Origin of the sequence: Pseudomonas sp. NPDC089734 (assembly GCF_044748865.1) — a bacterium.
Taxonomy (GTDB): Bacteria; Pseudomonadota; Gammaproteobacteria; order Pseudomonadales; family Pseudomonadaceae; genus Aquipseudomonas.
On sequence record NZ_JBIVGV010000001.1, the window covers coordinates 490,486 to 509,831 of the forward strand.

The following is a 19,346-nucleotide window of genomic DNA, read 5'->3' on the forward strand; positions in this document are numbered from 1 at the left end:
GCAAAGGCCTTCACATGATGACGACCGCATTTTAGAGGAACAGTGCCTGATTTCTGACCGGCCACCCACGCAGGTGGATGCCCCGGCACGCAACACCTCCTATAATGCGCGCCGGTTTTTCGGGGTAATGAAAATGAGCACACAGGATCCACGGTTCGCAGGCATCGCCCGTTTGTATGGCGTCGAAGGGCTGGCACGCTTGCGCGCTGCCCATGTGGCCGTGATCGGTATCGGTGGCGTAGGTTCCTGGGCGGCCGAAGCCATGGCGCGCTGTGGGGTGGGCGAGATTTCCCTGTTCGACATGGATGACGTCTGTGTCAGCAACAGCAACCGCCAGTTACATGCGCTGGAGGGCACTGTGGGGCGACCCAAGGTCGACGTCATGGCCGAGCGCATCAAGGCGATCAACCCGGATTGTGTCGTACATGCGGTGGCGGACTTCGTGACCCGCGACACCATGGCGGACTACATCACCCCGGACCTGGATTTCGTGCTGGATTGCATCGACAGCGTCAACGCCAAGGCTGCGCTGATCGCATGGTGCAAGCGCCGCAAGATCCCGATCGTGACCACCGGTGGGGCGGGCGGGCAGATCGATCCGACCCAGATTCAGGTGTCCGACCTGAACCGTACCTTCAACGATCCGCTGGCGTCGAAGGTGCGTTCGACTCTGCGTCGCGACTACGGTTTTTCCCGTACGCCAAACCGCCATTACAGCGTGCCTTGTGTCTTTTCCAGCGAGCAGTTGCGCTATCCGAAACCGGATGGCGGCATTTGCCTGCAGAAAAGCTTTGTGGGCGACGGTGTCAGGCTCGACTGTGCGGGCGGTTTCGGTGCCGTGATGATGGTGACCGCGACCTTCGGTATGGTCGCGGCCACTCGGGCAATCGACAAGCTGGTCGCGGGGGCGCGACGTCCTTCGGAGCGCGCAAAACCGGTTTCGGCCCCGCCAGCTCAGGCGTGAGCCAGTTGACGCATCCTTTGCAGCACGGCGTTCAGGCCGTTGCTGCGCGAGGGTGACAGCTGGCGGCTCAGACCCAATTGGTTGAACCAGTCGGGCAGATCCACCTCCAGCAGTTCCTGCTCCGATAAACCATTGACCCGCGCCAGCAACAGCGCCACCAGTCCGCGAATCAGGCGGGCATCGCTACCTGCCCGAAACTGCCAGCATCCCTCGCTGACCGTGCCCAGCAGCCAGACCTTGCTTTCGCAGCCCTGTACCAGATGCTCTTCGGATTTGTCTTCTTCACTCAGGGGAGGCAGCCGGTCGCCCCATTGCATCAACAGACGGGCACGCTGCTCCCAGCCTTGCGGCTGACCGAAGAGGTCCAGTGCGCTTTGCGCGTCTGCAGGCAGACTCATCGCAGTAACTCCAGCGCTTGATCCAGTGCGCTGAAGAAACGCAGCAGATCGTCCGAATCGTTGTACAGGCCCAGGGATACGCGGATGGCACCCGGCAGCCCCAGACTCTTGAGCAGCGGCATCGCGCAATGATGACCGGCGCGTACAGCAATCCCCTGTTCGGTCAGCAGGTGAGCCAGGTCGGCGTTATGCACGTCTTCGACCACGAAGCTGACCAGCGCCAGTTCCGGTGAACCCAGTACCCGAATGCCGTCGCGTTGTTGCAGGCCTTCCAGCAGGCGTTTGTGCAGCCTGGCTTCATGTTCGGCCACGGCCTGATGATCCAGGCTTTCCAGATAATCGAGGGTCGCCCCCAGACCGATCACGCTGGCAATGGGCGGCGTCCCGGCCTCGAAGCCCAAAGGCGCGGGTCGGAAGCTGGCCTGTTGATAGTCGGCGTCGAGCACCATCTCACCGCCGTATTGCCAGTGTTTCAAGGCTGGCAGTGCTTCGTTGCGGGCATAAAGTACGCCGAGCCCATCAGGGCCGTAGAGCTTGTGACTGGAAAATACATAGAAATCGCAGCCCAGTGCCTGAACGTCGTGCCGGCCATGGACCACGCCCTGTGCGCCATCCACTACCGTCCATGCGCCTTGCACCCTGGCCAGCTCCAGCAGGCGGGGCAATGGCTGCCAGGCACCCAGCACGTTGGAGAACTGGCTGACGGCCAGCAGGCGGGTACGTGGGCCGATCAAGGTCGCGGCGGCGCTCAGATCAATCAGGCCGTCACTGTCGAGGGGCAGAATCACCAGCTTCAGGTTGCGGCGCTGGGCCAGTTGCTGCCAGGGCAGCAGGTTGGCGTGATGCTCCAGGGCGCTGATGGCGATTTCATCGCCTTCGGTAAACGCGTGTTCAAGGCCGTAGGCCAGCAGGTTGAGTGCCGAGGTCGCGCCGTGGGTGAACATGATCTGCCCGGACTCGCTGGCGTTCAGCCAATGGGCGATCTTGCTGCGGCTGTCCTCGAATGCCTGAGTGGCATGGGCGCCGGGCAAATGCTGCGCACGATGCACATTGGCGGCACCGTTTGCGTAGTAATGGGTCAGGGCATCGATCAATGCCTGGGGTTTTTGCGTGGTGGCGGCGCTGTCCAGGTAGGTCTGGCCTTGCCGCTGAAGGGCGTCGATGGCAGGAAAGTCAGCGCGCCATGGAGAAATGAGGGGCATGGGTCGTCCTGCTCGGTGGATCGGGTACAGGGCCTGAAACCCTGTACCCGGACACGGCATCAGTTATGAGCGTGCAGTGCTTCGTTCAGCTCGATGGCCGACTTGTGGGTCTTGCATTCCACTGCGCCGGTCTGCGAGTTGCGACGGAACAGCAGGTCGGTCTGGCCAGCCAGATCGCGGGCCTTGACGATCTTGACCAGCTCGTTGTTTTCATCGAGCAGGGCAACCTTGGTGCCTGCGGTGATGTACAGGCCGGCTTCGACGGTGTTGCGGTCGCCCAACGGGATACCGATACCGGCGTTGGCGCCGATCAGGCAGCCTTCGCCGACCTTGATGACGATATTGCCGCCGCCGGACAGAGTGCCCATGGTCGAGCAGCCGCCACCCAGGTCGGAACCCTTGCCGACGAAGACGCCTGCCGAAACGCGGCCTTCGATCATGCCCGGGCCTTCGGTGCCGCCGTTGAAGTTGACGAAGCCTTCGTGCATGACGGTGGTGCCTTCGCCGATGTAGGCGCCCAGGCGGACACGTGCGCTGTCAGCGATACGTACGCCGCTCGGCACGACGTAGTCGGTCATTTTCGGGAACTTGTCCACCGAGAAGACTTCCAGCAGTTCGCCTTTCAGGCGCGCTTCGAGTTGGCGCTCGGCCAGCTCGGCCAGATCCACGGCACCCTGGCTGGTCCATGCAACGTTCGGCAGCAGCGGGAAGATGCCGGTCAGGTTCAGGCCGTGTGGCTTGACCAGGCGATGGGACAGCAGGTGCAGTTTCAGATAGGCCTCTGGCGTCGAGGTCAGAGGCGCGTCTTCGGCCAGCAGTGTGGCGACCAGAGGCTTGTGGCTTTCTGCCAGACGAGTCAGCAGAGCGGCCTGGGCTGTGTCGATGGATTTGACGGCATCGGCCAGCTTCGAGGCCAGATCGGTGTTGAACGCAATGGCCTGGTTACCGGAGGTGTAGCCCAGGACTGGAGCGATGGCAGCCACCAGCTCGGCCGACGGATTGGTCAGGGGCTGGGCGTAAAAGACTTCCAGCCACGCGCCTTGACGGTTTTGAGTGCCGACGCCGAAGGCCAGACTGAACAGGGTAGTGGACATGCAGATACCTCTTACGAATTAAAGGGCCATCTCAATCAGGCGATGGCCGTTGCATACAGGTCGGGTTTAAAGCCAATCAGGGTCTTGTCGCCAAGATCGAGCACGGGGCGTTTGATCATCGACGGTTGCGCGAGCATCAGTTCGATGGCCTTTGCCTGATCGAGATCGGCCTTCTGGCCATCTTCGAGCTTGCGAAAGGTGGTACCCGCGCGGTTAAGGACCACTTGCCAGCCGTGTTCGTCGCACCACTGCGTCAGGTGCTCACGGTCGATGCCAAGTGTCTTGTAATCATGAAACTCGTAGTTCACGGCATGTTCGTCGAGCCAGGTACGAGCTTTTTTCATTGTGTCGCAGGCCTTGATGCCATACAGGCAAATGCCTTTGCTGCCATTGGCGGAGTTTCCCATTGCCAAAACGCCTCATGCATCCTGAAAAACAGCCGGTGATTATGCCACGCCCAAACGTCCTGTGCCCGGCCTGTCGCGATTCTGTCGGACAATCCAGGGTCATGAGAGAGTAGCGCAGCGTCTATACATCACCGACTGTGACAGTCTGACTGTCGCGGACTGATTGCATGGCACGTTGCGTGCCATGCAATCGAAGCATTCAGCGAGTGATGAATGCCCGAATCCGCTCTGCGGCTTCAATGCACTCGGCCAGCGGTGCAACCAGTGCCATGCGCACACGACCTGCGCCGGGGTTCAGCCCGTTGACTTCGCGTGACAGGTAGGAGCCCGGTACCACTGTGACGTGCTGGTCGACGAACAGGTCGCGGCAGAATTCGGCATCGTCCTTGCCTACATTCGGCCACAGGTAGAAACCACCATCCGGGCGCTGCACATCCATTACAGGGGCCAGGATTTCCAGAACGGCATCGAATTTCTCGCGGTACAGTGCGCGGTTGGCACGTACATGCTCTTCGTCGTTCCAGGCTGCGATACTGGCCAGCTGGGTTTGAACCGGCATGGCGCAGCCGTGGTAGGTGCGGTACAGCAGGAAGGCCTTGAGGATGTCCGCGTCACCGGCTACGAAACCTGAGCGCAGGCCCGGCAGGTTGGAGCGTTTGGACAGGCTGTGGAAGACCACGCAACGCTTGAAGTCCTTGCGACCCAGTTCGACGCAGGCATTGAGCAGGCCCGGTGGCGGTGTCTCCTCGTCGAAATACAACTCGCTGTAGCACTCGTCCGCCGCGATCACGAAATCGTATTCGTCGGCGAGGGCGATCAGTTTTTTCAGGGTGGGCAGCGGAATCAGTGCGCCGGTCGGGTTGCCGGGCGAGCAGAGAAACAGGATCTGGCAGCGTTTCCAGATATCGGGCGTGACCGCATCGAAATCGGGATTGAAACCGTTTTCGCTCAGGCACGGCAGGTAGTGCGGCTGTGCTCCGGCCAGGAACGCTGCACCTTCGTAGATCTGATAGAAGGGGTTCGGGCTGACCACCAGGCCATCGTCGCTGCGGTTGACGACGGTCTGGGTGAAGGCAAACAGGGCTTCACGAGTGCCATTGACCGGCAATACGTTGCGCGCCGGGTCGATCCAGCCCTCGGGCACGTTGAAGCGACGGTTGCACCAGCCTGCAATCGCTTCGCGCAGGGCCGGGATACCCAGTGTGGTGGGGTAGACCGCCATCTGGTCGAGGTTGTCCGCCAGCGCCTTGGCAACGAAATCGGGCGAGCGGTGCTTCGGTTCACCGATGGACAGTGCAACGGGGCGTTTGTCCGGGTTGGGTGTCACGCTGCCGAGCAGGGCGCGAAGCTTCTCGAACGGGTAGGGCTGAAGCTGTTGCATGGCGTTATTCATGGTGCAGGGTTCTCAATGAGCAGGGTGCCCATCGAGCGGGCACCGTTGAGTCGATTCTATGAGGCCGGTTCAGATGCTGATCCGCAGATTGCCATCGGGTTCTGCGTTGACATTCAGTTGTCGGGTAATGGCTTCCTGCAGTCGGCTGCACAGTTGCGGATCGGACAATGGCTGATTGTTGGCGTCGGTAATGAAGAACACGTCTTCCACGCGCTCGCCCAGAGTCGCAATCTTGGCATTCTGCAGCGACAGGTCGAACTCCAGGAAAATCTTTCCGATGCGCGCCAGCAGGCCCGGGCGGTCCGGTGCCAGCAGTTCCAGTACGGTCACCGGGCGTTGTGCGTCGTTATGGATCGTCACCTGGGGCGCAAAGGCAAAGTGCTTGAGCTGACGCGGCACACGGCGCTTGATGATGGTCGGGTAGTCGTCCGGGTTGCGCAATGCCTCGGTCAGGCCTTCGCGGATTTCCTGAACACGCTCGGGATTGTCACCAATCGAGCCTCCATCGTTGTCCAGCACGATATAGGTGTCGAGCGTGAACTGACTGCTGGACGTGATGATGCGTGCGTCATGGATGTTCAGGTTCAACTGGTCCATCGCGGCCACGGTCACGGCGAAGAAGTCATGCTGGTCCGGTGCGTAGATGAAGATCTGCGTGCCGCCCTCGAACTCCCGCTGGGTGGTTTCCTTGATGAGCACCAGCGGGCCGCCATCGGCAGGCTGTTGCAGAATGGCATCGCTGTGCCAGGCCACATCGCCCGCGGTATGACGCAGGAAATAGTCGTCCCCCAGCGCCGACCAGAGCTGCTCGACATCGTCAGGGTCGGTACCGTTGCGCACGAGAATGTCCAGTGCGGCAATCTGTGTCCGGCGAATCTGCTCTTCGCGATCCACCGGGTTCTCCAGGCCGCGACGCAGGGCTCGCTTGGTTTCGGTGTACAACTGGCGCAGCAGGCTTGCGCGCCAGGAGTTCCAGAGCGTCGGATTGGTTGCGTTGATATCGGCAACCGTCAGTACATAGAGATAGTCCAGGTGGACTTCATCGCCGACGAACTGCGCGAAGTCATGGATGACCTGCGGGTCGGAAAGGTCCTTGCGCTGTGCGGTGGTCGACATCACCAGGTGATGGCTGACCAGCCAGACGATCAGGCGCGTGTCCCAGGTCGGCAGTTGATGACGGATACCGAATGCCTGGGCATCCACGGCGCCCAGTTCTGAGTGATCGCCACCCCGGCCCTTGCCGATGTCGTGATACAGGCCTGCCAGATAGGCCAGTTCTGGCTTGGGCAGGCGGGCCATGATCTTGCTGGCCAGCGGGAATTTCTCGGCCACATCCGTGTATTGCAGCCTGCGCATGTGCTTGATCAGGTTCAGCGTGTGCGCATCCACGGTATAGATGTGGAACAGGTCATGCTGCATCTGCCCGACGATATGGCCGAACTCTGGCAGGTACAGCCCCAGGATGCCGTAGCGGTTCATCCGGCGCAGGTTGCGGTGAATGCCGAGTTCGCACTTGAACAGTTCGATGAACAGGCTGGTGTTGCGGATATCGTTGCGGAAATCGTCGTTGATCAAGTGGCGGTGTTCACGCAGCAGGCGAATCGTGTCGGCGCGGACGCCCTTGATCTCGGGGTTCTGGGCCATCAGCACGAAAATTTCGAGCATGGCGAACGGCGTGCGCTTGAATACCTGGGTGTTGGTGGCTTCTATATAGCCGTCATGCAACTGGAAGCGTGAGTTGATCGGTTGTGTGCCGCTGCCGTCGTCTTTGGCAAGAATGACTTCCTCGAAGTGCTGAATGATGAGGTCGCTCAGCTCGGCGATGCTCATGACCACGCGGTAGTACTTCTGCATGAAGCGTTCGATGGCCAGCTTGGCGTCGTTGTCCTGATAACCCAGCAGGCTGGCGATCCGGCTCTGGTAATCGAACAGCAGCCGGTCTTCAGAGCGCCCGGCCAGCATGTGCAGGGCGTAGCGCACCTTCCAGAGAAACTCCTGAGAAGAGGCCAGCAGGTTGTTCTCGCTTTCCAGCAGGAAGCCTTCGCCCGCGAGGGCGTGCAGATTCAGGGTGCCATACTGGCGACGGGCGACCCAGAGAATGGTCTGGATATCACGCAGTCCGCCGGGGGAGCCCTTTACGTTGGGTTCCAGGTTGTATTCGGTGTCGTTGTACTTGTGATGCCGGGTCTTTTGCTCGGCGCGCTTGGCCAGGAAAAAATCCTTGCTCGGCCACATGTGCTGCGTGCTGGTGACCTCCAGCATGCGCTGGCGCAGGCGCTCGGGGCCAGCGATGGTGCGACTTTCCATCAGGTTGGTGATGACCGTCAGGTCGGCCAGACCTTCCTGTGCGCATTCATCGACAGAGCGCACGCTTTGCCCGACTTCGAGACCGATGTCCCATAGCAGGGTCAGAAAACGCTCTATGGAATCGCGAAAGACTTCGTGATCGTCACTGTCCAGCAGGATCAGCAGGTCGATATCCGAGTAAGGATGCAGTTCGCCGCGCCCATAGCCGCCAACGGCCAGCAGGGCGATATCGGCATCCTCACTCCAGTCGAACTGGTCCCAGGCCTGTTGCAGGATGTTGTCCACGAACCAGGCGCGATCTTCGATCAGGCGGCGTATATTCCGGCCTTCGCGAAAACGCGCGTCGAGTACGTCCCGAGCATTGCGGATGGCTTTCTTGAAAGCGGCAATGGGGCTGGCTTTCAAGGCCAGTTCGGCCTGGAACTGGCCGCGGTCGAACAAATCGGGATCCACCTGCGGCATGGAACTGCTTTCCTTCTATCGGTCAGTGCGGTCTGAGACGCTGGATCAGGCTGATGTGCGTGCGATGGTGTCGTCGCTGCGCAGCGTGAAAATCTCATAACCCGTGGCGGTCACCAGAATCGTGTGCTCCCACTGTGCGGAGAGCTTGCGATCCTTGGTGATTGCGGTCCAGCCATCGCCGAGGATTTTGGTTTCGGCGCGGCCCTGGTTGATCATCGGCTCGATGGTGAAGGTCATGCCTTCAAGCAGTTCGATGCCGGTGCCAGCTTCGCCATAATGCAGTACCTGCGGTTCCTCGTGAAAGACCTTGCCGATGCCGTGGCCGCAGAATTCACGAACGACCGAAAAACCGTTCTTTTCGGCATGCTTCTGGATGACAGCGCCGATATCCCCCAGGCGGGTGCCCGGACGAACGATCTCGATGCCCTTGTACAGGCATTCCTGGGTGATCTTCGAGAGGCGCTCGGCCCACTCTGGAACCTTGCCGACATGGAACATCTTGCTGGTATCGCCGTGATAGCCGTCCTTGATGACGGTGACGTCGATGTTCAGGGTGTCGCCGTTCTTGAGCTGCTTCTCGCCGGGGATGCCGTGGCAGACCACATGGTTGATCGAGGTGCAGATCGACTTGGGGAAGCCTTTATAGTTGAGCGGTGCCGGAATCGCCTGTTGCTCGTTGACGATGTAGTCGTGGCAGATACGGTCCAGCTCTTCTGTGGTGACACCCGCCTTGACGTGGGGGGTAATCATTTCCAGTACCTCGGCGGCCAGGCGGCCGGCGATGCGCATCTTTTCGATGTCTTCGGGGGTCTTGAGGGTAACGCTCATGCAAGAATCTCTCTGCGTGATTGCACGCGGCCAATACGGAAAGGGGCGATTCTACCAGACCGGCGTCCGGCGGGTGATCATCGCTTCCTTCTATAGAGAGCTCGGGCGTCATAAAGGCATGTTGAAACAAGAACTTGATTCGGGTTTCGTTCTCTTTCCTTTTGTGATATAAAATGCGCCGCTTTCCAAGGTCCGCCCTGGAAGCCTAAACCCACACACGTGTCGACACGATGACCTGGGTGCCTTTGGCGAATGCCTCTGGTTGGTCATTGGGATACGTGGAGGCCTAACCCGACTTATCAAGGAACTATCATGTCCCAAGTCAATATGCGCGATATGCTGAAGGCCGGTGTGCACTTCGGTCACCAAACCCGTTACTGGAACCCGAAAATGGGTAAATACATTTTCGGCGCGCGTAACAAGATTCACATCATCAACCTTGAAAAAACCCTGCCAATGTTCAACGAAGCTCTGACTTTCGTTGAGCGCCTGGCTCAGGGCAAAAACAAGATTCTGTTCGTCGGCACCAAGCGTTCCGCTGGCAAGATCGTTGCTGAAGAAGCTGCACGTTGCGGTTCTCCGTACGTCGATCACCGCTGGTTGGGCGGCATGCTGACCAACTTCAAGACCATTCGTCAGTCGATCAAACGTCTGCGCGAGCTGGAAGTTCAGTCCGAAGACGGTACTTTCGCCAAGCTGACCAAGAAAGAAGCTCTGATGCGCTCCCGCGATCTGGAAAAACTGGACCGCAGCCTGGGTGGTATCAAGGACATGGGCGGTCTGCCAGACGCTCTGTTCGTTATCGACGTTGATCACGAGCGCATTGCGATCACCGAAGCCAACAAACTGGGTATCCCGGTCATCGGCGTAGTCGATACCAACAGCAGCCCGGAAGGCGTTGACTACATCATCCCAGGCAACGATGACGCAATCCGCGCTATCCAGCTGTACATGGGTTCGATGGCTGACGCTGTTATCCGTGGTCGCAACAATGTTGCTGGCGGCACCGACGTCTACGTCGAAGAAGCTCCGGCTGCAGCAGTAGAAGGCTGAGTAGCAGACGCTTAGCGTTTACTCAGTACGCGAAAAGGGGGCTAGGCCCCCTTTTTGCCACCTCGAGAATGATGTGTTGGCGTGGCCATGGCCTGGTTGTCATGTACTAGTGTCACCCTGATTCTTCAAGAATTTGAACGCCCGTCTACCCGGGTGGAATGGTTGAAAACCTATCCAAGAGGATTTTGAAATGGCAGAGATTACTGCAGCGTTGGTCAAAGAACTGCGCGAGCGTACCGGCGAAGGCATGATGGACTGCAAAAAGGCCTTGACCAAGGCTGGCGGCGACATCGAAAAGGCAATCGACGACATGCGCGCTTCGGGTGCCATCAAGGCCGCCAAGAAAGCAGGCAACATCGCTGCTGAAGGCGCCATCGGCGTTAAAGTCGGTGCAGACGGTAAAGCCGCTGTCATCATCGAAGTCAACTCGCAGACCGACTTCCTGGCCCTGCAGGACGACTTCAAGAACTTCGTCAACAGCAGCATCGAAAAAGCTTTCGCTGACAAGCTGACCGACGCAGCTCCGCTGATCGAAGCTCAAGAGCCTGAGCGTCTGGCTCTGGTTGCCAAGACTGGCGAAAACGTCAACATCCGTCGTATCGCGCGCATCGAAGGCGACGTGGTCAACGCTTACCTGCACGGTAACAAGATCGGTGTGGTCGTGGCTCTGAAAGGCGGTGACGCCGAGCTGGCCAAAGACATCGCCATGCACGCTGCTGCAAGCAACCCTGAATTCCTGCTGCCTTCGGAAGTTTCTGCCGAAGCGATCGAGCGTGAGAAGGGCGTCTTCCTGCAACTGAACGAAGACAAGATCAAAGGCAAGCCAGCTGAAATCGTCGAGAAAATGGTGAGCGGTCGTATCACCAAGTTCCTGGCCGAAGCCAGCCTGGTCGAGCAGGCTTTCGTCAAGAACCCGGAAATCACCGTCGGTGCTCTGGCGAAGAAAGCAGGCGCTGAAATCGTATCGTTCACCTACTTCAAAGTAGGCGAAGGTATCGAGAAGCCAGTCGACAACTTCGCTGAAGAAGTCGCTGCTCAAGTAGCTGCAAGCAAGAAGTAAGACGGTTTTCAACTGTCGCCCCAAAGAGGCTGCCCGCTTACGCGCGCGGCCTCTTTGTCAAAAAAGAAAGGGAATTTCCCTTTGAGAATTGGCCTGCAAGGCTGCATTCTCCAGACGCTCTCGTAGCGTCAAGCTAGAGTAAGCGCAGGCCTGAAATGGCCCGCACAGATTTTTTTTCAGAAAACGCCGCAGGAGAGATTCGCAATGGCTCAGCAGGGCAGTGGTTATCAGGCTCGCTATAAACGCATTCTACTCAAGCTTAGCGGCGAGGCCCTGATGGGCTCGGAAGAGTTCGGTATCGACCCCAAGGTGCTGGACCGCATGGCGCTGGAAGTCGGCCAGCTGGTTGGTATCGGTGTTCAGGTCGGTCTGGTTATCGGCGGTGGCAACCTGTTCCGTGGCGCGGCCTTGAGTGCTGCGGGCATGGACCGTGTAACAGGCGATCACATGGGCATGCTGGCCACTGTGATGAACGCCCTGGCGATGCGCGATGCGCTGGAGCGAGCTAATATCTCGGCCATCGTGATGTCCGCCATTTCCATGATGGGTGTGACCGATCATTATGATCGTCGCAAGGCCATGCGCCACCTCAGCTCCAAGGAGGTCGTCATTTTCGCGGCCGGTACGGGCAATCCGTTTTTCACTACCGATTCGGCTGCATGCCTGCGAGCGATCGAAATCGATGCCGATGTCGTCCTCAAGGCGACCAAGGTCGATGGCGTCTACACCGCAGACCCGTTCAAGGACCCGAATGCCGAGAAGTTCGATCATCTGTCTTACGATGAAGTGCTGGATCGCAAATTGGGCGTGATGGATCTGACGGCTATCTGCCTGTGTCGCGATCACAAGATGCCGTTGCGCGTCTTCAACATGAACAAGCCCGGCGCCCTGCTGAATATCGTACATGGCGGCGCTGAAGGAACCCTGATCGAGGAAGTTCAACAATGATCAACGAAATCAAGAAAGACGCTCAGGCTCGCATGCAGAAAAGCCTCGAGTCCCTGGCGCATGCATTCAGCCGCATTCGTACCGGTCAGGCTCACCCGAGCATTCTGGGCGGTGTGATGGTGCCTTACTACGGTGCCGACACCCCTCTGAACCAGGTGGCCAACGTGACCGTCAAGGATGCGCGTACCCTGCAGGTCGTGGCGTTCGAGCGCAACATGCTGTCGGCGGTCGACAAGGCGATTCAAAGCTCCGGCCTGGGTTTCAACCCGACCAACCTGGGCGAGTTGCTGCTGATCACCATGCCAGCCCTGACCGAAGAAACCCGCAAGGGCTTCACCAAGCAGGCGCGTGATGCGGCCGAAGATGCCCGCGTTGCCGTGCGCAACATCCGTCGCGATGCGCTGGGTCAGTACAAGGACCTGGTCAAGGAAAAGGAAATCAGCGAAGACGAAGAGCGTCGTGCTGCCGATGATATCCAGAAGCTGACCGACAAGTTCGTGGCGGAAATCGAAGTGGCCGTGAAGCAGAAAGAAGCAGACCTGATGGCCGTATAAGGTTCGGGGCGCTTTCATGGAAAAGACAAAACTGGCCGCATCGTCTTCGGTGCCGCGTCATGTCGCGATTATTATGGATGGCAATAATCGCTGGGCCAAAAAGCGCCTGCTGCCGGGCGTCGCGGGCCACAAGGCTGGCGTTGATGCTGTGCGAGCGGTCATTGAGGTGTGTGCCGAGGCCAAGGTCGAGGTGCTGACATTGTTCGCGTTTTCCAGTGAAAACTGGCAGCGCCCGGCCGAAGAGGTCGGTGCCCTGATGGAGCTGTTCTTCACGGCCTTGCGCCGTGAAACACGGCGTCTGAACGAGAACGACATCAGCCTGCGCATCATTGGCGACCGTTCGCGTTTCCATCCGGAGCTTCAGGCAGCCATGCGTGAGGCGGAAATGCAGACGGCCGGCAACGATCGCTTCGTTCTGCAGATCGCGGCCAATTACGGGGGGCAATGGGATATCGCCCAGGCTGCCCAGCGTTTGTCCCGTGAGGTACAGGCCGGGCATCTGCAGCCCGAGGACATCACGCCCGAACTGCTGCAGACCTGCCTGGCAACCGGCGATCTGCCGTTGCCGGACCTGTGCATTCGCACGGGGGGCGAGCACCGGATCAGTAATTTCCTCCTCTGGCAGCTGGCTTATGCCGAGCTGTATTTTTCCGACCTGTTCTGGCCGGACTTCAAACACGATGCCATGCGCGCTGCGCTGGCCGATTTCGCTTCGCGCCAACGTCGCTTCGGTAAAACCAGCGAACAGGTCGAAGCTGGAGCCCGGGCTTAATGCTGAAACAACGGATCATCACGGCACTCATTCTGTTGCCGATCGCTCTTTGCGGGTTCTTCCTGCTCAAGGGAGCCGAATTTGCCCTGTTCATCGGGCTGGTTGTGGTACTGGGTGCCTGGGAATGGGCGCGCATGGCGGGGCTTGTCGCCCAAGGCATGCGAGTGGCTTATGCCGTTGCGGTCGGCCTGTTGCTTTTTCTCATGTACCTGTTGCCAGGGCTGGCTCCCTGGATTCTCGTTGCCGCCGTGATCTGGTGGGGCGTGGCGACCTTTCTGGTCCTGACCTTTCCCGGCTCCAGCGAATACTGGGCAAGCGCAATCTGCAAGCTGGTCATTGGCCTGCTGATCCTGTTGCCCGCCTGGCAAGGGCTTGTCCTCATCAAGCAGTGGCCTTTGGGTAACTGGCTGATCCTGTCGGTCATGGTGCTGGTATGGGCTGCCGACATCGGTGCCTACTTTTCCGGCAAGGCTTTCGGCAAGCGCAAGCTGGCTCCGAAAGTCAGTCCGGGTAAAAGCTGGGAAGGGGTTTATGGCGGTCTGGTGGTCAGTCTGGCCATTGCGGCAGCTGTAGGGTTTTCCCGTCACTGGTCGGTTTCGCAGCTGATACTCGGTCTTCTGGGGGCTGCCGTCATCGTGCTGATTTCCGTGGTTGGCGATCTGACCGAAAGCATGTTCAAGCGTCAGGCCGGTATCAAGGACAGCAGTAACCTGTTGCCCGGTCATGGCGGAGTGCTGGATCGCATCGACAGCCTGACAGCAGCCATTCCTGTCTTTGCCGTGCTGCTCTGGGCGGCTGACTGGGGTGTGCTGTGAAACCCCAACAGATTACCGTCCTGGGCGCTACCGGATCGATTGGTCTCAGTACGCTCGATGTGATTGCCCGTCATCCGGCTCTTTATCAGGTTTTCGCGCTGAGCGGTTTCAGTCGCCTGAATGAATTGCTGGCCCTCTGTGTCCGGCACATGCCGCGCTTTGCTGTAGTGCCCACGCAGGACGTTGCCCGCAAGTTGCAGGATGACCTCGCTGCTGCCGGTCTCGACACCCGTGTACTGGTGGGGGAGGGCGGTCTCTGTGAAGTGGCGTCGCACCCTCAGGTCGATACCGTCATGGCGGCTATCGTGGGGGCTGCCGGTCTGCGGCCGACACTGGCTGCTGTCGAAGCGGGCAAGCGGGTGCTGCTGGCCAACAAGGAAGCGCTGGTCATGTCCGGCGCATTGTTCATGCAGGCTGTGCGACAGAGCGGTGCCGTGCTGTTGCCGATCGACAGCGAGCACAACGCGATCTTTCAATGCCTGCCGACCGACTTTTCCCGTGGTCTGGGGGCGGTCGGTGTCCGGCGCATTCTGCTGACGGCCTCCGGTGGTCCGTTCCGCAAGACCCCGTTGGCGCAACTGCATGAGGTGACGCCGGAGCAGGCGTGTGCTCATCCGGTGTGGTCGATGGGGCGCAAGATTTCCGTGGACTCGGCCACCATGATGAACAAGGGGCTTGAGCTGATCGAGGCGTGCTGGCTTTTTGATGCGCGTCCGGCACAGGTCGAGGTCGTCATTCATCCGCAAAGCGTGATTCACTCGATGGTGGATTACGTGGATGGTTCGGTGCTGGCGCAGCTTGGAAATCCGGACATGCGTACGCCGATCGCCAATGCGCTGGCCTGGCCTGCGCGTGTGGACTCGGGGGTTTCGCCGCTGGACCTGTTCCGGATTGGCCAGCTGGATTTCGAGCAGCCCGATGAAGAGCGCTTTCCGTGCCTTCGTCTGGCCCGTCAGGCTGCCGAGACCGGAGGCAGCGCGCCGGCCATGCTCAATGCGGCCAATGAAGTGGCCGTGGCAGCGTTTCTCGATCGGCGTATTCGCTACCTTGAAATCGCGAGTATCATCGACGAGGTGCTGAATCTTGAGCCGGCCATCGCGGTCGAAGAGCTCGATACGGTTTTTGCTGCAGATGCAAGGGCGCGTGTTCTGGCAGGGCTTTGGCTGGAACGAAACGGACGATAACCAGGCATGGATGACAGGGGTGATGTGATGCATCGAGGGCAGGCTATTGGGGCTGCGATGATAAACACAGTGGCCGACATGTCGGCACCCGGAGAAGGTTGATGAGTGCGCTATATATGATCATCGGCACCCTGATTGCTCTGGGCGTGCTGGTTACCTTTCATGAGTTCGGTCACTTTTGGGTCGCCCGGCGTTGTGGCGTCAAGGTGCTGCGCTTCTCGGTGGGCTTTGGTACGCCCCTGGTTCGCTGGCATGACCGGCATGGCACCGAGTTTGTAGTCGCCGCGATTCCTCTGGGCGGTTACGTCAAGATGCTCGATGAGCGCGAAGGCGATGTACCACCTGAATTGGCTGATCAGTCATTCAATCGCAAGACGGTCTATCAGCGTATTGCAATCGTCATTGCCGGCCCGGTGGCCAACTTCCTGCTGGCTATCGTGTTTTTCTGGGCTCTGGCCATGCTGGGCAGCCAGCAGGTTCGACCGGTCATCGGTGCGGTAGAGGCAGGGAGCATTGCGCAGCAGGCCGGTCTGACCGCCGGTCAGGAAATCGTTTCGGTAGACGGTGAGGCCACTACGGGCTGGTCCGCAGTCAATCTGCAACTGGTCCGCCGTCTGGGTGAGAGTGGCAGCATTGCCCTGAAGGTCCGCGATCAGGGTTCGTCGGTCGACACGGCCCACACGCTGGCCCTGGATAACTGGCTCAAGGGGGCCGAAGAGCCTGATCCTATCCGCTCTCTGGGTATTCGCCCGTGGCGCCCGGCCCTGTTGCCGGTGCTGGCCGAGCTGGACCCGCAAGGCCCGGCACAGGCTGCAGGCCTGAAAACCGGCGATCTGTTGCTGGCCATCGATGACAAACCACTGAATGAGTGGCAACAGGTTGTCGACTGGGTGCGCGAGCGCCCGGATGCAAGAATCACGATACGCATCGAGCGTGACGGTGCACGGCTGGATATTCCGCTGACGCTGGCGGCGCGTGGCGAGGGCAAGGCGGCAACCGGATATCTGGGGGCGGGCGTCAAGGGTGTCGAGTGGCCTGCGGACATGTTGCGTGAAGTCAGCTACGGTCCTTTGGCCGCTGTGGGCGAGGGGCTCAGCCGTACCTGGAACATGAGTGTGCTGACGCTCGATTCGCTCAGGAAAATGTTGTTCGGCGAGCTCTCGGTAAAAAACTTGAGTGGACCGATAACCATTGCTAAAGTGGCGGGCGCTTCAGCCCAGTCAGGCATTGGGGATTTCCTGAACTTCCTCGCTTATCTGAGCATAAGCCTGGGGGTTCTGAATCTGCTGCCAATACCGGTACTGGATGGCGGGCATTTGCTGTTTTATCTGATCGAGTGGGCTCGTGGTCGCCCCCTTTCGGAAAAGGTACAAGGTTGGGGAGTTCAGATCGGTATCAGTCTGGTTGTGGGCGTCATGCTGCTCGCGCTGGTCAACGATCTGGGTCGACTGTAAGGCCTTGCTGTGTTTTGAATCTGCCGCATTTTGCGGCAGTTTGTTTATTGCCAGTTGGAATAAGAAAGGACTTCATGAAACGTCTGCTGCTAACTGCGGTTCTTGCCGTACTGATGATCGCCGAAGTTCACGCCGAGTCCTTCACCATCTCCGATATCCGTGTCAACGGCCTGCAGCGGGTGTCCGCCGGCAGCGTCTTTGGTGCATTGCCGCTCAACGTGGGCGAGCAGGCGGATGATGGTCGTCTGGTTGACGCGACTCGTGCGTTGTTCAAAACCGGTTTCTTTCAAGATATCCAGCTGGGACGTGATGGCAATGTTCTTGTCATTACCGTCGTCGAGCGTCCTTCCGTCGCGAGCATTGAAATCGAAGGCAACAAGGCGATTTCTACCGAAGACCTGATGAAAGGGCTGAAGCAGTCCGGTCTGGCCGAAGGTGAGATCTTCCAGCGTGCAACCCTCGAAGGTGTGCGTAACGAACTGCAACGCCAGTACGTTGCCCAGGGTCGTTACTCGGCCGAGGTTGCGGCCGAAGTCGTGCCTCAGCCGCGTAACCGTGTCGGTCTGAAGATCAACATCAACGAAGGTACTGTTGCGGCCATTCAGCACATCAACGTGGTGGGCAATACCGTCTTCCCCGATGAAGACCTGATCGACCTGTTCGAGCTCAAGACCACCAACTGGCTCTCCTTCTTCAAGAACGACGACAAGTACGCGCGGGAAAAACTTTCCGGCGACCTGGAACGTCTGCGTTCCTACTACCTCGACCGTGGCTATATCAACATGGATATCGCCTCGACCCAGGTTTCGATCACGCCTGACAAGAAAAGCGTTTACATCACTGTCAACGTCAACGAAGGCGAGAAGTACAGCGTCAAGTCGGTCAAGCTGAGTGGCGACCTGAAAGTACCTGAAGATCAGGTCAAGTCCCTGCTGCTGGTCCAGCCGGGCCAGGTGTTCTCGCGCAAGGTCATGACCACCACTTCCGAGTTGATCACCCGCCGTCTGGGTAACGAAGGCTATACCTTCGCCAACGTCAACGGTGTACCGACTCCGAACGACGAAGATCACACCGTCGATATCACCTTCGTGGTCGATCCGGGCAAGCGTGCCTACGTCAACCGTATCAACTTCCGTGGTAACACCAAGTCTGCGGACGAAGTGCTGCGTCGCGAAATGCGTCAGATGGAAGGCGGCTGGGCTTCGACCTATCTGATTGACCAGTCGAAAACCCGTCTGGATCGTCTGGGCTTCTTCAAGGAAGTCAACGTCGAGACCCCGGCTGTTCCGGGTACTGACGATCAGGTAGACGTGAACTACGCAGTGGAAGAGCAGGCCTCCGGTTCCATTACCGCCAGCGTCGGTTTTGCACAGAGCGCCGGTCTGATCCTGGGTGGTTCCATCAGCCAGAACAACTTCCTGGGTACGGGTAACAAGGTCAGCATCGGCCTGACCCGCAGCGAATACCAGAGCCGTTACAACTTCAGCTATGTCGATCCGTACTGGACGGCTGACGGTGTGAGCCTGGGTTACAGCGCCTTCTATCGCACCACCGACTATGACGACCTCGACGTCGACGTGGCGAGCTATGCGGTAGACAGCCTGGGTGCCGGTATCAACCTGGGCTACCCGATCAGCGAGACTTCTCGTCTGACTTACGGTCTGTCGGTTCAGCAGGACAAGATCAAGACCGGTACCTATACCGTTGATGAAATCTTTGACTTCATCAATCAAGAGGGTGACAGCTTCCTGAACTTCAAGGGCTCCATCGGCTGGTCCGAGTCGACTCTGAACAAAGGTGTTCTGGCGACTCGTGGTCATTCCCAGAGCCTCGTGCTGGAAACCACTCTGCCGGGCAGCGACCTGTCGTTCTACAAGCTGGACTACCGCGCACAGTATTTCCACCCGATCACCGATAACTACACCCTGCGTCTGCACACCGAGCTGGGTTATGGTGACGGCTACGGTTCGACCTCCGGTCTGCCGTTCTATGAAAACTACTACGCCGGTGGTTTCAACTCGGTTCGTGGCTTCAAGGACAGCACCCTGGGCCCACGCAGTACGCCAAGTACCGGTAAGAACCCGGGCACGGCAGCCGACCCGGATCAGGACCCGCTTCCGTTCGGTGGCAACGTTCTGGTACAGGGTGGTGTAGAGGTCATGTTCCCTCTGCCGTTCATCAAGGATCAGCGCTCCTTGCGTACCTCTCTGTTCTGGGACGTGGGTAACGTTTTCGACAGTAACTGCAGTTCCAACAAAAGAACCTCGAATGGCGAACGCGTCGAGTGTAATAACGTAGACTTCTCCGGCATGGCTAGCTCTGTTGGTGTAGGCGTTACCTGGATCACTGCTCTGGGCCCTCTGAGCTTCGCCTTGGCGATGCCGATCAAGAAGCCGGACGACGAAGCAGAAACACAGGTTTTCCAATTCTCCCTGGGCCAGACGTTCTAAG

General features: G+C 59.1%; 17 protein-coding genes. 10 read left to right on the forward strand and 7 right to left on the reverse strand.

Translation table 11 applies throughout. The annotated features are described in order from the left end of the window. Positions 1–133 precede the first annotated feature (133 nt). On the forward strand, positions 134–964 hold the full coding sequence (gene tcdA / locus ACIPY9_RS02325) for a tRNA cyclic N6-threonylcarbamoyladenosine(37) synthase TcdA (protein ID WP_400696686.1): 831 nt from the start codon (positions 134–136) through the stop codon (positions 962–964). Here the strand turns inward: tcdA and ACIPY9_RS02330 are convergent. The 7 genes from ACIPY9_RS02330 to map all read right to left on the reverse strand — a co-directional run bounded on the left by ACIPY9_RS02330 (position 955) and on the right by map (position 9,055). After that, positions 955–1,362, reverse strand: a complete 408-nt coding sequence (locus ACIPY9_RS02330; RefSeq protein WP_400696687.1) for a SufE family protein — start codon at positions 1,360–1,362, stop codon at positions 955–957. The genes tcdA and ACIPY9_RS02330 overlap by 10 nt on opposite strands. Beyond that, positions 1,359–2,564: an aminotransferase class V-fold PLP-dependent enzyme gene (locus tag ACIPY9_RS02335; protein WP_400696688.1), complete on the reverse strand. Its 1,206-nt coding sequence runs from the start codon at positions 2,562–2,564 to the stop codon at positions 1,359–1,361. The genes ACIPY9_RS02330 and ACIPY9_RS02335 overlap by 4 nt, the downstream gene beginning before the upstream one ends. A 59-nt stretch (positions 2,565–2,623) precedes the next feature. Further along, entirely contained in the window at positions 2,624–3,658 is a 1,035-nt protein-coding gene (gene dapD, locus ACIPY9_RS02340) for a 2,3,4,5-tetrahydropyridine-2,6-dicarboxylate N-succinyltransferase (protein ID WP_400696689.1), read from the reverse strand. Positions 3,659–3,693: 35 nt separating this feature from the next. Further along, on the reverse strand, positions 3,694–4,065 hold the full coding sequence (locus ACIPY9_RS02345; protein WP_400696690.1) for an ArsC family reductase: 372 nt from the start codon (positions 4,063–4,065) through the stop codon (positions 3,694–3,696). Between the two features lie 199 nt (positions 4,066–4,264). Next, a complete protein-coding gene (dapC, locus tag ACIPY9_RS02350; protein WP_400696691.1) occupies positions 4,265–5,458 on the reverse strand; it encodes a succinyldiaminopimelate transaminase in 1,194 nt (397 codons plus the stop codon). Between the two features lie 69 nt (positions 5,459–5,527). Then, entirely contained in the window at positions 5,528–8,227 is a 2,700-nt protein-coding gene (locus ACIPY9_RS02355; protein ID WP_400696692.1) for a [protein-PII] uridylyltransferase, read from the reverse strand. Between the two features lie 45 nt (positions 8,228–8,272). Further along, positions 8,273–9,055 carry a type I methionyl aminopeptidase gene (map, locus tag ACIPY9_RS02360; protein WP_400696693.1) on the reverse strand — a complete coding sequence of 261 codons (783 nt, stop codon included), beginning with the start codon at positions 9,053–9,055 and terminating at the stop codon, positions 8,273–8,275. 312 nt (positions 9,056–9,367) lie between these two features. Here map and rpsB point away from each other — a divergent pair, with 312 nt between their 5' ends. The 9 genes from rpsB (at position 9,368) to bamA (ending at position 19,345) form a co-directional block, all read left to right on the forward strand. After that, entirely contained in the window at positions 9,368–10,108 is a 741-nt protein-coding gene (gene rpsB / locus ACIPY9_RS02365; protein ID WP_400696695.1) for a 30S ribosomal protein S2, read from the forward strand. Positions 10,109–10,298: 190 nt separating this feature from the next. After that, positions 10,299–11,168 carry a translation elongation factor Ts gene (gene tsf / locus ACIPY9_RS02370; protein WP_400696696.1) on the forward strand — a complete coding sequence of 290 codons (870 nt, stop codon included), beginning with the start codon at positions 10,299–10,301 and terminating at the stop codon, positions 11,166–11,168. A 204-nt stretch (positions 11,169–11,372) separates the two neighbouring features. Then, complete coding sequence (gene pyrH / locus ACIPY9_RS02375) at positions 11,373–12,116, forward strand: UMP kinase (RefSeq protein WP_400696697.1); 744 nt, start codon at positions 11,373–11,375, stop codon at positions 12,114–12,116. Then, positions 12,113–12,670 carry a ribosome recycling factor gene (gene frr, locus ACIPY9_RS02380; RefSeq protein ID WP_400696699.1) on the forward strand — a complete coding sequence of 186 codons (558 nt, stop codon included), beginning with the start codon at positions 12,113–12,115 and terminating at the stop codon, positions 12,668–12,670. Before pyrH ends, frr begins: the two co-directional genes overlap by 4 nt. 16 nt (positions 12,671–12,686) lie before the next feature. Continuing rightward, a complete protein-coding gene (gene uppS, locus ACIPY9_RS02385) occupies positions 12,687–13,442 on the forward strand; it encodes a polyprenyl diphosphate synthase (protein ID WP_400696700.1) in 756 nt (251 codons plus the stop codon). After that, positions 13,442–14,257 carry a phosphatidate cytidylyltransferase gene (locus ACIPY9_RS02390; RefSeq protein WP_400696702.1) on the forward strand — a complete coding sequence of 272 codons (816 nt, stop codon included), beginning with the start codon at positions 13,442–13,444 and terminating at the stop codon, positions 14,255–14,257. The genes uppS and ACIPY9_RS02390 overlap by 1 nt, the downstream gene beginning before the upstream one ends. Then, positions 14,254–15,441, forward strand: coding sequence for a 1-deoxy-D-xylulose-5-phosphate reductoisomerase (gene ispC / locus ACIPY9_RS02395; protein ID WP_400696703.1), 1,188 nt, complete (start codon positions 14,254–14,256; stop codon positions 15,439–15,441). Before ACIPY9_RS02390 ends, ispC begins: the two co-directional genes overlap by 4 nt. Positions 15,442–15,542: 101 nt before the next feature. Then, on the forward strand, positions 15,543–16,895 hold the full coding sequence (gene rseP / locus ACIPY9_RS02400; protein WP_400696704.1) for a sigma E protease regulator RseP: 1,353 nt from the start codon (positions 15,543–15,545) through the stop codon (positions 16,893–16,895). 74 nt (positions 16,896–16,969) lie between these two features. Then, the gene (gene bamA, locus ACIPY9_RS02405) at positions 16,970–19,345 is read left to right on the forward strand and encodes an outer membrane protein assembly factor BamA (RefSeq protein ID WP_400696705.1); all 2,376 of its coding nucleotides are present in this window, start codon (positions 16,970–16,972) and stop codon (positions 19,343–19,345) included. Position 19,346: the final 1 nt, after the last annotated feature.

Coding starts and splice junctions, on each gene's coding strand:
- tcdA (WP_400696686.1), top strand. CDS start 134: ATGAGCACACAGGATCCACGGTTCGCAGGCATCGCCCGTTTGTATGGC.
- ACIPY9_RS02330 (WP_400696687.1), bottom strand. CDS start 1,362: ATGAGTCTGCCTGCAGACGCGCAAAGCGCACTGGACCTCTTCGGTCAG.
- ACIPY9_RS02335 (WP_400696688.1), bottom strand. CDS start 2,564: ATGCCCCTCATTTCTCCATGGCGCGCTGACTTTCCTGCCATCGACGCC.
- dapD (WP_400696689.1), bottom strand. CDS start 3,658: ATGTCCACTACCCTGTTCAGTCTGGCCTTCGGCGTCGGCACTCAAAAC.
- ACIPY9_RS02345 (WP_400696690.1), bottom strand. CDS start 4,065: ATGGGAAACTCCGCCAATGGCAGCAAAGGCATTTGCCTGTATGGCATC.
- dapC (WP_400696691.1), bottom strand. CDS start 5,458: ATGAATAACGCCATGCAACAGCTTCAGCCCTACCCGTTCGAGAAGCTT.
- ACIPY9_RS02355 (WP_400696692.1), bottom strand. CDS start 8,227: ATGCCGCAGGTGGATCCCGATTTGTTCGACCGCGGCCAGTTCCAGGCC.
- map (WP_400696693.1), bottom strand. CDS start 9,055: ATGAGCGTTACCCTCAAGACCCCCGAAGACATCGAAAAGATGCGCATC.
- rpsB (WP_400696695.1), top strand. CDS start 9,368: ATGTCCCAAGTCAATATGCGCGATATGCTGAAGGCCGGTGTGCACTTC.
- tsf (WP_400696696.1), top strand. CDS start 10,299: ATGGCAGAGATTACTGCAGCGTTGGTCAAAGAACTGCGCGAGCGTACC.
- pyrH (WP_400696697.1), top strand. CDS start 11,373: ATGGCTCAGCAGGGCAGTGGTTATCAGGCTCGCTATAAACGCATTCTA.
- frr (WP_400696699.1), top strand. CDS start 12,113: ATGATCAACGAAATCAAGAAAGACGCTCAGGCTCGCATGCAGAAAAGC.
- uppS (WP_400696700.1), top strand. CDS start 12,687: ATGGAAAAGACAAAACTGGCCGCATCGTCTTCGGTGCCGCGTCATGTC.
- ACIPY9_RS02390 (WP_400696702.1), top strand. CDS start 13,442: ATGCTGAAACAACGGATCATCACGGCACTCATTCTGTTGCCGATCGCT.
- rseP (WP_400696704.1), top strand. CDS start 15,543: ATGAGTGCGCTATATATGATCATCGGCACCCTGATTGCTCTGGGCGTG.
- bamA (WP_400696705.1), top strand. CDS start 16,970: ATGAAACGTCTGCTGCTAACTGCGGTTCTTGCCGTACTGATGATCGCC.